At 67.5% G+C, this 13,389-nt stretch carries 16 protein-coding genes, 3 tRNA genes and 1 pseudogene; 12 read left to right on the forward strand and 8 right to left on the reverse strand.

Annotated elements, in window-relative coordinates:
* Positions 1-9: 9 nt before the first annotated feature.
* On the forward strand, positions 10-1,170 hold the full coding sequence (locus ACTMO_RS0100140; RefSeq protein ID WP_019852623.1) for an acyl-CoA dehydrogenase family protein: 1,161 nt from the start codon (positions 10-12) through the stop codon (positions 1,168-1,170).
* A 126-nt stretch (positions 1,171-1,296) separates the two neighbouring features.
* Here the strand turns inward: ACTMO_RS0100140 and ACTMO_RS0100145 are convergent, their stop codons facing one another.
* A complete protein-coding gene (locus ACTMO_RS0100145) occupies positions 1,297-1,857 on the reverse strand; it encodes a hypothetical protein (protein WP_019852624.1) in 561 nt (186 codons plus the stop codon).
* 261 nt (positions 1,858-2,118) lie between these two features.
* Positions 2,119-2,337 (reverse strand): heavy-metal-associated domain-containing protein, encoded by a 219-nt coding sequence (locus tag ACTMO_RS0100150; RefSeq protein WP_019852625.1) that lies wholly within the window; start codon positions 2,335-2,337, stop codon positions 2,119-2,121.
* Between the two features lie 253 nt (positions 2,338-2,590).
* Here ACTMO_RS0100150 and ACTMO_RS0100155 point away from each other — a divergent pair, with 253 nt between their 5' ends.
* From ACTMO_RS0100155 to ACTMO_RS0100175, 5 genes are all read left to right on the forward strand, one after another.
* A complete protein-coding gene (locus ACTMO_RS0100155; RefSeq protein ID WP_019852626.1) occupies positions 2,591-2,833 on the forward strand; it encodes a hypothetical protein in 243 nt (80 codons plus the stop codon).
* A 391-nt stretch (positions 2,834-3,224) separates the two neighbouring features.
* Positions 3,225-3,830, forward strand: a complete 606-nt coding sequence (locus ACTMO_RS0100160) for a ScbR family autoregulator-binding transcription factor (protein ID WP_019852627.1) — start codon at positions 3,225-3,227, stop codon at positions 3,828-3,830.
* Between the two features lie 289 nt (positions 3,831-4,119).
* Positions 4,120-4,192 (forward strand) — tRNA-Glu (locus tag ACTMO_RS0100165).
* Between the two features lie 31 nt (positions 4,193-4,223).
* Positions 4,224-4,300: transfer RNA gene (locus tag ACTMO_RS0100170), tRNA-Asp, on the forward strand.
* A gap of 30 nt (positions 4,301-4,330) precedes the next feature.
* Positions 4,331-4,404: transfer RNA gene (locus ACTMO_RS0100175), tRNA-Phe, on the forward strand.
* 66 nt (positions 4,405-4,470) lie between these two features.
* Here ACTMO_RS0100175 and ACTMO_RS23200 read toward each other — a convergent pair.
* The 5 genes from ACTMO_RS23200 to ACTMO_RS0100200 all read right to left on the reverse strand — a co-directional run bounded on the left by ACTMO_RS23200 (position 4,471) and on the right by ACTMO_RS0100200 (position 7,420).
* Positions 4,471-4,698 (reverse strand): N-acetyltransferase, encoded by a 228-nt coding sequence (locus tag ACTMO_RS23200; RefSeq protein ID WP_019852628.1) that lies wholly within the window; start codon positions 4,696-4,698, stop codon positions 4,471-4,473.
* An 835-nt stretch (positions 4,699-5,533) separates the two neighbouring features.
* On the reverse strand, positions 5,534-5,857 hold the full coding sequence (locus tag ACTMO_RS0100185) for a hypothetical protein (protein WP_019852629.1): 324 nt from the start codon (positions 5,855-5,857) through the stop codon (positions 5,534-5,536).
* Positions 5,858-5,988: 131 nt separating this feature from the next.
* Entirely contained in the window at positions 5,989-6,471 is a 483-nt protein-coding gene (locus tag ACTMO_RS0100190) for a hypothetical protein (RefSeq protein WP_019852630.1), read from the reverse strand.
* Between the two features lie 113 nt (positions 6,472-6,584).
* Complete coding sequence (locus ACTMO_RS22695) at positions 6,585-6,860, reverse strand: hypothetical protein (protein ID WP_157062744.1); 276 nt, start codon at positions 6,858-6,860, stop codon at positions 6,585-6,587.
* Between the two features lie 305 nt (positions 6,861-7,165).
* Positions 7,166-7,420: a hypothetical protein gene (locus ACTMO_RS0100200; RefSeq protein WP_245555969.1), complete on the reverse strand. Its 255-nt coding sequence runs from the start codon at positions 7,418-7,420 to the stop codon at positions 7,166-7,168.
* Between the two features lie 547 nt (positions 7,421-7,967).
* Here ACTMO_RS0100200 and ACTMO_RS0100205 point away from each other — a divergent pair.
* From ACTMO_RS0100205 to ACTMO_RS19950, 6 genes and pseudogenes are all read left to right on the forward strand, one after another.
* Entirely contained in the window at positions 7,968-8,840 is an 873-nt protein-coding gene (locus tag ACTMO_RS0100205) for a helix-turn-helix domain-containing protein (protein ID WP_026448716.1), read from the forward strand.
* A gap of 17 nt (positions 8,841-8,857) precedes the next feature.
* Positions 8,858-9,067: a DUF397 domain-containing protein gene (locus tag ACTMO_RS22130; RefSeq protein ID WP_033401477.1), complete on the forward strand. Its 210-nt coding sequence runs from the start codon at positions 8,858-8,860 to the stop codon at positions 9,065-9,067.
* 136 nt (positions 9,068-9,203) lie between these two features.
* A complete protein-coding gene (locus ACTMO_RS0100215) occupies positions 9,204-9,407 on the forward strand; it encodes a DUF397 domain-containing protein (protein WP_019852635.1) in 204 nt (67 codons plus the stop codon).
* A 274-nt stretch (positions 9,408-9,681) separates the two neighbouring features.
* A pseudogene (locus ACTMO_RS21610) lies at positions 9,682-10,550 on the forward strand (Tn3 family transposase); the annotation flags it as partial.
* 43 nt (positions 10,551-10,593) lie between these two features.
* The gene (locus tag ACTMO_RS19945; protein WP_157062745.1) at positions 10,594-11,442 is read left to right on the forward strand and encodes a hypothetical protein; all 849 of its coding nucleotides are present in this window, start codon (positions 10,594-10,596) and stop codon (positions 11,440-11,442) included.
* A 245-nt stretch (positions 11,443-11,687) separates the two neighbouring features.
* Complete coding sequence (locus tag ACTMO_RS19950; RefSeq protein WP_019852637.1) at positions 11,688-11,888, forward strand: hypothetical protein; 201 nt, start codon at positions 11,688-11,690, stop codon at positions 11,886-11,888.
* A 169-nt stretch (positions 11,889-12,057) separates the two neighbouring features.
* Here ACTMO_RS19950 and ACTMO_RS0100235 read toward each other — a convergent pair whose 3' ends face one another.
* Positions 12,058-13,296, reverse strand: a complete 1,239-nt coding sequence (locus tag ACTMO_RS0100235; RefSeq protein WP_019852638.1) for a hypothetical protein — start codon at positions 13,294-13,296, stop codon at positions 12,058-12,060.
* Positions 13,297-13,389 lie beyond the last annotated feature (93 nt).

Here is a 13,389-nt window from a genome sequence, read left to right on the forward strand (position 1 = left end):
GAGGTCGGGATGGTCGATTACCAGCTCAGCGAGGAGCACGAGCAGCTGCGTGAGTCGGTGCGCAGCTTCGCGCTCAACGAGGTGGCCCCGGTGATCGGGGACTACTACCAGCGGGAGGAGTTTCCCTACGGGATCGTCTCCGGCATGGGGGAGATGGGACTGTTCGGGCTGCCCGTCCCGGAGGAGCACGGCGGCATGGGCGGGGACTACCTGGCGCTGTGCCTGGCCATCGAGGAACTGGCCAGGGTGGACTCCTCGGTGGCCGTCACCCTGGAGGCCGGGGTGTCGCTGGGGGTCATGCCGATCCTGCGGTTCGGCACCGAACAGCAGCGCACCACCTGGCTGCCCCGGCTGGCCTCCGGGGAGATACTCGGGGCCTTCGGGCTGACCGAACCGGACGGGGGGTCCGACGCGGGGGCCTGCCGCACCACCGCCGAGCTGGACGGTGGGCAGTGGGTGCTCAACGGCTCCAAGGCGTTCATCACCAACTCGGGCACCGAGATCACCGGCTTCGTCACGGTCACGGCGGTCACCGGCACGCGTGAGGACGGAAGCAAGGAGATCTCCACCATCATCGTCCCGGCGGGCACCCCCGGGTTCACGGTGGCTCCGAAGTACTCCAAGGTGGGCTGGAACGCCTCGGACACCCACGAACTGGCCTTCGCGGACTGCCGGGTTCCCGAGCAGAACCTGTTGGGGCAGCGCGGGCGTGGCTACGCCCAGTTCCTGTCCACGCTGACCGAGGGGCGGGTGGCCATCGCCGCGCTGGGTGTCGGACTGGCCCAGGGGTGTGTGGACGAGTGCCTGCGCTACGCGGAGCAGCGTCGTGCCTTCGGCCGCAGCATCGGCAGCAACCAGGCCATCCAGTTCAAGATCGCGGACATGGAGCTGCGCGCCCACACCGCCCGGCTCGCCTACTACGACGCGGCGAGTCGGATGCTGCGGGGGCAGCCGTACCGCAAGCAGGCGGCCGTGGCGAAGCTGGCCTCCTCCAACGCCGCCATGGACAACGCCAGGGACGCCACCCAGATATTCGGCGGCTACGGGTTCATGAACGAGACCCCGGTGGGCCGGTTCTACCGGGACGCCAAGATCCTCGAGATCGGCGAGGGAACCAGTGAGGTGCAGCGGATGCTGATCGCCCGGGAACTGGGGATGCCCACCGACTGAGGCCGCGCCGGAACGCCGCTCCGGGTGGGCCCGCGAGGTGGTTCCGCCCGGGGCGGGGGCTGCCGGTGGTGCTCGGGCGGAATCCGGGCCACCCCGCCCGAGGGCGCGTTCCGCGGGCCGGGGTGCTCAGTAGCGGTACTGGCCGTGCGGGATGGTGATCTCGGTGTCGGTTTCCTCGGGGGCCGCGGCCCACCCACCGGGAGCCTGCGGGAACGCCCGGGGCTGGTAGCCGTCCTGCGGCTCGGTGGCTTCGGGGAACTCGGTGGGGAATCCTTCCTCGGAGGGCCACTGTGGAGTCCCGGAGTCCTCGGGGAACCCGGCGGATCCCGGGGCGGGGGACTCGTCCTGTTCCGGCTGGGCGGTGTCCCGTCGCCGGGGCTCGGGCCGCTCGTCCAGGTCGTTGAGGTGTTGCAGCACCCAGTCCCGCGCCAGCGCGCTGGGGGAGGTGCCCTGCTCGGCGGCCAGCTCCTTGAGCCGTTCGTTGGCCATCAGCGGCAGCCGCAGCTGGTGCACTTCGGAGTTGCCGAAGCTACGACCGGTTCCGGTGGTCTCCGGGTCCTCCTCGGGGGAGAGCGCCGCGAGGTAGGACTCCAGGTCGCCGTCGGTCTCGTCCCGCTGCCGTGTGTCGGCGTCCTCCGCGTTCTCCGCGCGCTGCCGACGTCCGAACTTCGCCCTTCCTAGCACCACGCGGACACGATAACGGTTTCCTCCGCCGCTGCCAGAGGTTGTGGGGGTGCTCACTCCGGCGTGTCGGAGGGTCGCGCGGCACCGCCCCCGCGTCAGGGGAAACGCGGGGGCGCCTGATGCCGATCTCCACAGCGGCTGACCGGGGGTGTCAGCGGGCCGATTGTGGCACGCCGAACCCCCCGCTGGGGAGAGTTCGCGAGTCCTCGTTTCCTCGTTCGTGAGGATCGCGGTCTCGGGGCGGCCGGCGAGGCCGCCGGTGGGTCACTGCGCGGGCCAGTCGGAGATGGTGTAGCCGGCCTCGCGCACCGCCGAGGAGGCGGCCTCCTGGCTGAGTTCGGTGTCCGAGGTGACGGTGACCCTGCCGGTGTCCAGCGCGACGTCGACGTCGGTGACCTCGGGCAGCTCCTGGAGTTCCTCGGTCACCGAGGCGACGCAGTGCTGGCAGGTCATTCCGCTGACGGTGAAGGTTCGGGTGGGCATCGCCGCTCCTTTCCCGGTCGTGGTGTGGTTCGACGACACGGCCAATATACCCCCAGGGGGTAGAGGTGGCGCGTGGGCCGGTGGGTTCGTGGGTGTGTGGAATGTCTCGGCGCGGGGCGGTGGCTGCTACGGAGAGTGGTTACTTTGCCGGGTGTTTTCGCTCCGAAGAGTAATCACGCATCACTCTCCAGGGGGCTGTTTCGTCCTGCGTGGGATGGGTAACCTGCGGCGGAACCCTAGTCGGGGAGGGGTTATGGACGGCTCGCTCGACGTACGCAAGTTCCTGGCGTTGCAGGACAGAGGCTACCCCAGGTCCTCGACCTCGGTGCCCGCCCAACGCGGTGACTCCGCGCGTTTCTCCTCCGAACAGCTGCACCGTGCCCGGATCGCCGTGGCGCGCTGCTCCAAGGACCGGGAGGACTGCACGCGGCTGCTGGAGATGCTCGGCCTGAACTCGGACGAGGACGCCGACGGGGAACATCCGGTCACGGACTGACTTCCCGGGCCGGGCGCGCGTTCCCGGCGGGTGTGCGGGTCGGTGACCGGGCGCGGCGACGCCGGGGCGGTGTGTGTTGGGGAGAGGTCCCGCGAGACGTACACCCCCCGGTGGAACATCTCGCGGGACGGGGGCCGTCGCGGGACGGCCCACGACCAAAACCTACCTCCGGGTCTTTTTTGGTTGATCGGCAGGTGGGGGTTTTTGCTCGTCGGGCGTGTGACGGGCCGGTTGGTGGGGGTTTTCCGCGGCGCGAGCCGGATGGGCAACGGATATCCACGCGCGGTAACTTCAGTCCGCAAAGTTGATCATCCATTCGTGGGTGGCTCGCGCCTGCTCGTTACTGTGCGTTCTGGCGCGCCGCCCACAGTCGTACGCCGGAGCCGCGCACATGCCCCAGCAGCGTCGTGCCCAACTGACCCGTCGTGCGATCGTCGTGGCAGCCGCCGAGGAGTTCGACCGACACGGTTACGACGCCGTGCCGCTCAGTGCGATTCTGCGGCGCAGCGGAGTGACCAAGGGCGCGTTCTACTTCCACTTCTCCTCGAAGGAGGCCCTGGCGTTGGATCTGGTGCGTCTGCAGGCCAAGCGCTGGCCCAGGTTGCAGCACAGCTGGCTGCGGCGGGAGTTGGATCCGCTCTCGATCGCGGTGGGGATGCTCAACGACGCGGCCCGCCTGCTCGAACAGGACGTCGTCCTCCGGGCGGGCACCCGGCTGGCGCGGCACCGCATCGCCACGGCGGAGGAGAGTCACGAGTTGGAGTGGGAGTCCCTGTTGCGGGACCTGCTCCGGCGTTCCTCGGCGAGCGGGCTGTTGCGTCCCGGGGTGGATCCGGCGATGGTGGCCCGGGTGGCCTACACGGCGATGGTGGGGGCCTACGCGATCGGGGTGGGCAACTCCGGTGTGGGGGTGAGCGCCCGGATGGAGGAGGCCTGGCGGGTGACCCTGCGCGGGGTGGCCAGTCCGGAGTGGCTGAGCACCCGACGGTCCAGATGACGTCCGTACGCCCGAAAGCGTGTGATCACGGTCACCGAGATCGCTGTTGGTGTCGTGTCGGGTCTCCGTGGGGGTGCTTCGGCGCGCGCGGCGGGGGAGGGCTGGACGGCGTGGGGTACACTGACTGGTGGTGTTTTCGCAGTTCGCGGCCTTGCCTGTCGGGAGGGGAGCCCGAAAGGGGACCCCCCTTTCAGAGGGCGTGGAGGGATGCACTAAGCTTTTCATCGTTCCCAACGGGGCACCCCGGAGAAAAGGGAAAGCCGGTTGGAGGCAAGGTCTGGTCGGCCAAGCCCCCATCGTCTAGAGGCCTAGGACGCCGCCCTTTCAAGGCGGTAACGCGGGTTCGAATCCCGTTGGGGGTACGACACCGGGAGACCGGTGACAACAGGACATGGCCCAGTAGCGCAGTTGGTTAGCGCGCCGCCCTGTCACGGCGGAGGTCGCGGGTTCGAGTCCCGTCTGGGTCGCCAGTTGCGATCGGCCAAGAGCCGGACGCGAACGGCCAGGTAGCTCAGTTGGTACGAGCGTCCGCCTGAAAAGCGGAAGGTCGGCGGTTCGACCCCGCCCCTGGCCACGCACGAGACCTGCGAGAACGACCCTCACCGAACACGGTGGGGGCCGTTCTCGTGGTCGGTGGGTCTCACTCTGGGACGAGGTCGAGGCGATAGCGCTGTTCCGGTTTGGCCGTGGTCGGGTGCGGGGGCGGATCACCGACGGGTGACCATCCGTGTCTGTGGTAGAGCCGTGTGGCTGGTTCGTTGTCGGTGTAGACCGAGGGTAGGGCCAGCCCGAGGGTGGTGACTTTCCTGGCGCGCCATCCGCCGAGGCGGAGTCCGGCGAGGCCGGTCCACCAGGCCAGGCAGTCCAAGGTGGCCAGTAGGGCGTACTGTCCCAGGTGGATCTGTCCTGGGTGGGTTCGGGCTTGTGACTTGGTTCGAGGGGGTGTGGCTGCGCCTGGATCACGATGGTCCTGGCGAATCCACGCCTCCTGCCGGGTGGAGCATCCGCGAGCGGGATCCCGCAGACGGCCGGGAGGGCCGCTGAGACGAACCGGTGCCCGAGGAGGAAGCCGCCTCGGAATCGCCCCCGAAGTACTGAGGAACCACCAGGAAGGTCTCAGTTCGGGGCTCAGTTCACGTTGTTCGTTCCCCTGTGTTTCCGGCATTATCGGCTGGCCTGCTGTGGAGAACGACAGCGTCGCTGGACGATTCCGGTTTTCGTGACCGGCTGCCGGGTGTGTGGCTCGTGGGTGTTGACCCGGAGGTCCGCAGTGGTCCTCCAAGCCATCGTGGCGTCTCCGTTGGTGTCGGGAGATACTTCACCACGGCTAGAGCCAGTATGACGACCGCTGCGACCAGAGCCAGCGCGATGGTAGTGAGCAGAGCGATTTCGCCAGGAGCCAGGTGGGACACGTAACCTCCCGGACGGACGCGCGGATTCTGGAGTGCCAGTATGCCCTGGCCCGTGGGTTCCACCGCCGAGCGGTTCGGTGTGGGGAAACCATCTTTCATGGTGAACGTGGGCTGCGTCCGCGTGTCAACACTGGCCACGGTTGATGACGTTGTTCGTGGTTCGGATATGTCGTGATGACGGAGCTGGTCCCCGACTGCGCACGTGTAGTCGCATCCGGTGCTCTGCCGGTCGCGATATTCGAGGCAAGCACGGTCGGTGCCCGTAGGGTCAGCTCCACGGCGGGCGGGTTGTCAGGCGAGGTGGAGCGTGATCGCCAGCAGGGTGAGTTCGAGGGTGTAGACCACTGGTAGGGCCAGGCCGAGGGTGGTGGTTTTCCGGGTGCGCCATCCGCCGAGGCGGAGTCCGGCGAGGCCGGTCCACCAGGCCAGGCAGTCCAGCCCGGCCAGTAGGGCGTGCTGGCCCAGCTGGATCTGGCCTGGTTGGGTGAGGTGGCCGAGCAGGTCGGCCAGCAGCAGCACGGTGACCCAGGTGCTGTAGGCGAAACCGGCCACGGCCAGGCCTGCTCCGGCGCATTCGCGCAGCAGGATGGTGGTCACCGGCGAGGGTCGGGACATGAGGGGTCTCCCGGTGGTGCGAACAGTCCAGGACGGGTGATCCCCGGCCGGGCTCGGGGTGCCCGGCCGGGGTGGTGGTGCCGCCGAAGCCAGGGAGGGGAGAACTTCGGCGGCACCGGGTGTGTGGCCGTTCAGGCCGCGCGGCGGTGGTGTCGTGGTGGGCCAGGCTGGGGGAGGGTCCCCGCCGGGCAGGCCTTGGCGGGGGTCGCCATGGTGCTGAGCCGCCGGTGCGGGATCGTGCGCGGCGGTAGGTAGCCGATGGCGTGCAGGCACGGCCCGCAGAGCGAGCGGTGGGGCTGTTCGGGCGGGTCGTGGCCGTGTCGGCATTCGTGGGGGCCGCGTACGGTGTGCCCGCAGGCGCCGGTGGCCCGGTGGCTGTGGGGGCTGACGAATTTCTCGCTGGCGTGCCAGCGTGATTCCCGGTGGCTGGCGATCCAGGTGCGGTCGTTGGCCAGCCCGCGCGGCGGGGGCAGTTCCGTGGTGACGGTGGTGGCCTCGCCGGGCCCACCGTGCTCGTCGGTGGGAACGCGGGAGCCCGGGCCGGTGCGGGCGCGGGGGTGTCCGCCCGGTGTGCGCACCAGGGCGAGGACACGAGAAACAACGCGGGTGAGCATGACGGGTCTTCCGGGTGGAGCAGCGGACGAACGGGGTTTCGCGGGGACGGCGGAAGTTCCGGGGCGCGGGTCCGTGGAAGGTGGTCCCGGACGGTGTGTGCGTTCCGATGTGGTCAGCCGGAGTCCAGGTGCAGGCAGTGGTAGCCGTGTTCGTCGGCGAGTGCTCGGCAGCGGTCACACGTCGGTGTCGTCTGCGGTGGTGTCCGGGTGCCGGTAAACGCCGGGAAGGGCACCACCACCGGTTTGCCGCACAGTGCCGTGATCTGTCCGCACACGCCCCGGTAGTCCTCGGGGTGTTCGCGCAGCGCGTGTCGTCGTCGGTCCGGCGGCCACTGCTGGGGGATCGCCACCAGATACACGGTGGGGCTCGGGGTGTTCGCGCTCGTCACCACGATGTGTCCTTTCTTCGGTCGGGGTTTCCAGCCGGGCCAGCTCGCACAGCCAGGGCTCGTAGGTGTTCGGCGGGCTCGCCAGGGGGCGGTCACTGGCAGCGATCAGAAAGCACAGACATTCCGGGCAGTAGTGGTGCCAGCCCGGCACGATCCGTTGCGGGGGCTGCTGCGGCAGCCGGATGCGGGCCCCGCAGAAACAGGCCAGCAGCCCGCGCCCGGCCCGGGCGCATTCGACGCGCCGTTGTATGCCGGTGGCGTGGATGATCCGGGAATCCACCCCCACCACGAAGCGGCAGCGGGGTTCACTCGGCCACGGCATGGGTCACCACCCGCCCCCGGAAGCCGGCCACCGCGATCGTGTAGCAGCACGGGGCACACACCTCGGGCTCGGCCTCACACTCAACAAGGCCGGTGATGGTGGCCAGCTCGATCCGCACCAGACACAACGTCAACACCCACGAGCTCGTATAGCTGGCCGGGTGGTGTTCGAGCGCGTGCAGCCGGGGTGTCTGCCCCCACCGGTGGTCGGCCTCGATGGGGGCCCGCACCAGAAACACCGGGCTCCGCGGACACAACGGCCGCATGTCACACCACCCCCAGCGGGTGGCCGGAAGGCGGAAATGCCCGACGCGGGAACACACGTCTTGCACACAGCGCTAGCATGACCAACGCTCCACTTCAGGAGAAACGGTTGACGGAGCACCCCCGCGTGATGCTTGCCGGCTTGCACGCGGGAACCAGCCCGCTCGTCCGGTGGCGGCCACCACCGGACGAGCGGCTCAGAAACTCAGCGGTGCCGTGATACTTCCCGCTTCGAAGTTCCTCCTCTTGATCGGACAGAGCGCGATCGTTCTGAGACCTCGTGTCATTCCTCAGCTCCGTAGTTCGACGACTCGTATCTCGTAAGACCGCCGGATGCACCGGGAGATCGGGTTATATGGTTCTGTCCACAGAGTTGCGACGTATGACACTATGCATGTGGGAATCCCGCTAAAGCAACTAATTGCCCAAACATTTTTTATGTACCACTCGATAGTGGGAATCCCAGTGCTTCTGTTTCCCATAGACTGTGTTGCGTAGGCGAGGCAAACGACGGAGGCCACCATGTCCGAACAGGACGGAACGGAACGCATCAGTCCCACAGTGCGTCTGCGCAAGGTAACCAGGCGCATCCGCCAATGGCGTGCCGAAGCGGGGCTTCCCTTGGAAGAAGTCGCACCGCGACTCGGTTGGTCCAAGAGCAAGCTGAGTCGCTACGAAACCGGGGACACTCCGATCGGGCCAGCCGAGGTCATGGCGATCGCCACCGTGTTCGGCATCCCTGAGGAGGAACGGGAGCACTACGTCGGCCTGGCCTTCCAGGCACGACAGAAGGGCTGGTGGCAGCGTTATGGCGCGAACACGCTCGCCAGCAACTTCGCGGAGTACGTCGGGCTCGAATCCGAAGCCAGCCACGTACGGGAGTTCGCCTCCGACCTGATTCCCGGACTGCTACAGACCGAGGACTACGCCACGGCCCTGATGAACGCGTGGATCCCTCAGGCCAGCCCGAACGTCACACGCGAACGCGCGGATCTGCGGAGGCAGCGACAGCAACGACTCCACGACGACCCACCGGTCCAGCTCAGCACCGTAATTCACGAGTCCGGGTTGCGGCAGCTGGTCGGCGGTACCGACGTGATGCGGGAACAACTGGAACATCTCGTCACGATGAGCGAGCTAGCGCATGTCACGTTGCAAGTGCTGCCCTTTGAGGCGGGCGCGGTGCCCGCGCTCGGTGCTCCGTTCATCATCCTGTCGTTTCCCGATCAGGAAGACCCCGATGTCCCGTACACGGACTACCTGACCGGCTGCGTCTACGTGGAGGACGAGGACGAGGTCGAGTCGTATAACCTGAACTACAGCGCTCTTGAACAAGCGGCGCTGACCCCCGCAGACTCGGCAGAGTTCATCACCAAGCTTGCCGGGGAGCTATGAGTGCAAGGAGTACCCACATGACCGCCCCAGACTTCAGTCAGGCTCGCTGGCACAAAAGCAGCCGTAGCAACGGCGGCGGTGCAGCTTGCGTCATGGTGGCGCACGTGCCCACCGTCACCGGGGTTGCCGACAGCAAACTCGGCCAGAACAGTCCCGTGTTGCCGTTCAGCAAGACCGCCTGGACCTCGTTCCTCGACGCGATCAAAAGCGACCGTCTCGACGGCTGACCCCTGCTCGTGAGTCCCGCTCGGTTACTACCGGGCGGGACTGTCTGTGTCTTCACCCGGTCGGGTCTCGCGTGCTGCCTGCCGCACGGGGTATTCCCGGAGAGGAACACGGAAGCCTCTTACCAGGAGTACTCATATGACCGCTCCGGACTTCAGTCAGGCCCGTTGGCGCAAGTCCACCCGCAGCAACGGCAGCGGAGCGTGCGTCGACGTGGGGATCGCGCCTTCCGCCGCCGGAGTACGCGACACGAAACTCGGCGAAGACAGCCCCATCCTCGCGTTCACACGCTCCCAGTGGAGTTCCTTTCTCACCACGATCAAAAGCGACCGCCTCGCGTGACCCGGTAGCCAGTACCAACGTCCCCGGGTGACCAGGGGCGCTGCTTTCGTGTCCTCTCCTAGGGTCGAAGCTGTTGGCACGGGCCGAGCGGGAATCGAACAAGGAAAAGCTGCACAGCTTGCCCAAGCTCGGCAAGGCGTCGCGAAGTTGACCGCGGCGATGGAGATGCTACTGGAGGTGTTGGCCTGGACCGGGGCGGGGCAGGGGTTCACTTCGATCGCCGGTGGCGAGGCTCGGCTGGCCGACTTGGACATCACCGTCGCCGCCCGGCCAGCGCCGTTACGGTGCAACCTGGCTGAACATGGTCAACGACCAGGCCGCCGGACTCACCGGCAAGGTCGTGGCCAGCACGGCCGCGCGACTCGTTATGTCCTCGACGTGCTCTACGACCGCGACGGCGGGCACAGGTCGCAGATGATCGTCACCGACACCGCCTCCTACTCCGACATCGTGTTCGGGCTGCTCGCCCTGGCTGGGTTCACCTGCGCCCCACAGTTGGCCGATCTGCCCGATCAGAAGTTGTGGCGCATCGACCCAGGCGCGGACTACGGACCGTTCAACGGTGCTGCCCGCGGCCGCATCGACCTTGGCCGGGTGCGGCGGCACTGGGACGACATTCTGCGCGTGGTCGCCTCGATCCACACCGGCGTGGTACGCCCCCACGACGTGATCCGCATGCTCTCCCTCGACGGGCATCCCACCCCGCTCGGCGAAGCCATCGCCGACTACGGACGCATCCACAAGACCCTGCACGTGCTGCGTCTGGTTGACGAGCCCGGCTATCGCCGCGACATCAAAGCCCAGGCCAACCTGCAAGAGGGCCGCCACGCTCCGGTCCGGCGGATTTTCCACGGCCAGCGCGGCGAACTGCGCCAGCGCTACTACGAAGGCATGGAAGACCAAGTCGGTGCCCTTGGGCTCGTGTTGAACGCGGTCGTGCTGTTCAACACTCGCTACCTGGATGCCGCGCTCGCTGAGCTGTGCGGCGGCTACGAGGCCCGCGAGGAGGATGCCACCCGGCTGTCGCCGTTCGTACGCTCCCACATCAACATGCTCGGCCGGTGCTCCTTTGCCGCCCCCAATCTCGCCGGAACGCGCCCGCTGCGTGATCCGTTCGAGCCTGATGAGGAGGAGAGCGCCTAGTCACGGGCGTCGTGCGCTGTGGGTGCGGGCTATCGTGGACACCGTGGATCTCAGGACGCAGTCGCGGGCGGAGTTGATCGCGCGTGCCGAGCGAGCGCTCGGCGTGCGGCTGCTGCCGGAGCAGGCGGTGTGCAAGCGACGCTCGTTGGGAATGGCCACCGAGCGGGGCACGTGGGTGCGAATCTCAGTGTCGCCGGCCGAGGACGCCGCCGAGCGTGGTGGGCTGGAGGCCACGGCCGCGCTGCCGACGAGCGTGCGGCATCCGCGGTGGCATCAGGGTGTGTGTTGGTACGACGGGGAGCTGCTGTGGCGGGCGGAGGAGACTGAGCTGGTCACCGACCCCGTGATCCAGCCGGGCGGCGGAGTACTGGCCACTGATCCCCAGCTGCCGCAGGTGTGGTGGCACCAGCTGTCCGACGCCCTCTCAGAGCTGTCCACGGTGTCCACCTCGCGGGTGGCGACCCCGCACACGCGGCCGATCACCCAGCAACGCGTCACCTCCACGATTCAGGCGGTGTTTCCCGACGTGGAGACCACCATCGAGGAGTGGACGCTCGCCCACGCCGACTTCAGCTGGGTCAACGTCACGGCCCCGACCTGTCGCATCCTGGATTGGGAGGACTTCGGGCTGGCCCCGCGCGGGTGGGACGCGGCGACGTTGTGGGTTAACTCCCTGGCGGTGCCCGCGCTGGCTGAGCAGGTGCAGCGGGTCTTCGCTGCAGACTTGGGTAGCCGCACCGGGCTGCTGTGCCAGTTGCATGCCTGCGCCGAACTGCTGGTCGCGGGCGAGGACTACGCCGGTCCCTTGGCCGCGCCCGTCCGGAACGCAGCCGAGAGGCTGGTCACCGCCCTGTCGCGGCACGGGCCGTTAACCGCCGCCGGTAGGCGTTGAGGCGCTGCACCTCGACGGGCACACGATCTACATCGAACTCCTGCCCGACTACGGCCCACCCCCGACACAATTTCCCCAGAAACCCACTGAACAGGGACGACACCGCGAACGCGGCTGTGCGGCCGGTGATAGCCCTCCGACCGCACAGCATGTCCCACCTGGATAAAGGGGGCTCTGTTCGAGCTTGGTTCGACAGTGGTCTGAATGCGATCGGCGTGGTCTGATTTCTGAGCGCCGTCGCAGTATTGGACGGCTGGGAGCTCGATGGGCCGGTGCAGCACGATCTCGTCGACCGCTGGAAGCGGGTTGAGACCGTGTTCCTGCCCGAGTCGGGCGCTCCCGAGTGGTTCAGCACCCGGATCTGGCAGCTGTACGGCTTCGATGTGGTCGGTATCGACTACCAGCAGCCCACCGACCCCGATGTCCCTTGGGTGGACGGGGTATGAGAGGTCGGATCGGGGCTTACGAGCGCAGGTGTCCGGCACGTGCGACACCGCCGCAGGAAATCTCGATAGTCCCCGTGTCCGGCGCTCCTCGCCTTGCGAGGCGTTCGCCGCACGTGCCAGAGTTATTTATCCCGCCTCGGATGAGCAGTCGAGCCGACGAGTCACTCCGTCAGGGAGTTTTGGGAACCGTGGCGTAGACCATCCGCCTGTTCGGGTGCTCGGCGACGGTCCACATGGTGCCGAGAGTGGTTCCTCCGCGTCCTTCTTCCCAGTGCGAGAGGTCCTCCGGTCCGACGGCGGCTGATTGCACCTCTCGCGGCCGCAGGAGGTCGTCCGATGTGGAGGTTCGCTCCGTCTGGTACAGCAGTCCTGACGTGTCACTGCCACGGCTCTGACTCAAGTACCAGCGCTCGTGAAAACGGACCGCTCCCTGAATGTTGCTGTCCGGGAGACGATGTGCGGCGTCGGCCTGCCACCGGTATCCGGTGTCGGTGATCTGCTCCCCGTTTTCGTCGGTGGCATCGGCGATCGGCCACGCGGCCACCCGGCCGGGAACGTCCTCGCTCCGCTTGCAGTACTCGCCCGCGAGCATATGATCAAGGCCGCTGCGGTCCAGACCCGCGTAAGAGAAGCTCATGGCCTGGTCGTGGTCGGTGCACTTCTCGCCCTTCGGAGCGGTGACGGTCCATGAGGCCACCTGCGGCATCACATAGCGGTACCCGTGCCCGTGGTACGTCCCGCTCCGCCTGCCGATTCGGTCCCGATCTTGGGTGCTGCCGTTGGAGGCGGCCCCCAGGTCGTAGATGTGGCGCATATCGAAGACCCGGAAACCGCGTCCGGTGTCGGCCACGTACAAGAAGTTGCCGTACCAGACGATCCCGCCGCCGTGCAGGGAGGAGCCCTCACCGGTCTGCTTGTAGCGCACGCTCATGTAGCTGGGGTTGTCATAGGAGTTGATGGTCGGATAGACGAGGAGCACGTGGCGGTAGCGTCCGGTGTGCGGGTCCATGAAGGACACGCGCACGCCCTTTTCCAGCTCGTCCTCTCCGTCGTCGACCCCGTCCTTTTTGCTGCTGTCGTACCAGGAGACCAGCACGGGCTGGTTCTCCGCGCCCCAGTGCTTGTCGTCCTGCGCGTCGGCGATGGTGCTCACTCCCTGCGGGTACCACAGCATGGTGGAGTTGTCGCCGGAATTGAAGCACATACTCGTGCTGAGCCTGCGTACGAATTCCCCCATGCCGTCCAGGTCCGCGTTCTCGTTGCAGACCCCGCCCTCGACCACGCCCTTCCGGTTGGCGTCCTCGAAGATCCTCTTCACGCCGGCTCTGGGTAGTTCATCGTCGAGGCGGTCGACTCGGTCCTTGAGCTCGGTGCCCATCTTGTTGGGACGCAGTTCGAAGTTGGCCAAGTTCAGAGGCTCCTCCGCAGGGGAAACCACCGCGTGTGCGGGGAGCGTTGTGGCTAACAAGCCGAGGATAGCCAGGCCAGCCACGACCGGGCC

Origin of the sequence: Actinopolyspora mortivallis DSM 44261 (genome assembly GCF_000384035.1) — a bacterium.
Lineage (GTDB): Bacteria > Actinomycetota > Actinomycetes > Mycobacteriales > Pseudonocardiaceae > Actinopolyspora > Actinopolyspora mortivallis.

Excerpts from the sequence above, each read along its gene's own strand:
- ACTMO_RS0100190 (WP_019852630.1), bottom strand. The coding sequence starts at position 6,471 with ATGCTCACCCGCGTTGTTTCTCGTGTCCTCGCCCTGGTGCGCACACCG.
- ACTMO_RS22130 (WP_033401477.1), top strand. The coding sequence starts at position 8,858 with ATGACCGCCCCAGACTTCAGTCAGGCTCGCTGGCACAAAAGCAGCCGT.
- ACTMO_RS0100205 (WP_026448716.1), top strand. The coding sequence starts at position 7,968 with ATGTCCGAACAGGACGGAACGGAACGCATCAGTCCCACAGTGCGTCTG.
- ACTMO_RS0100185 (WP_019852629.1), bottom strand. The coding sequence starts at position 5,857 with ATGTCCCGACCCTCGCCGGTGACCACCATCCTGCTGCGCGAATGCGCC.
- ACTMO_RS0100150 (WP_019852625.1), bottom strand. The coding sequence starts at position 2,337 with ATGCCCACCCGAACCTTCACCGTCAGCGGAATGACCTGCCAGCACTGC.
- ACTMO_RS0100155 (WP_019852626.1), top strand. The coding sequence starts at position 2,591 with ATGGACGGCTCGCTCGACGTACGCAAGTTCCTGGCGTTGCAGGACAGA.
- ACTMO_RS0100160 (WP_019852627.1), top strand. The coding sequence starts at position 3,225 with ATGCCCCAGCAGCGTCGTGCCCAACTGACCCGTCGTGCGATCGTCGTG.
- ACTMO_RS0100140 (WP_019852623.1), top strand. The coding sequence starts at position 10 with ATGGTCGATTACCAGCTCAGCGAGGAGCACGAGCAGCTGCGTGAGTCG.
- ACTMO_RS0100215 (WP_019852635.1), top strand. The coding sequence starts at position 9,204 with ATGACCGCTCCGGACTTCAGTCAGGCCCGTTGGCGCAAGTCCACCCGC.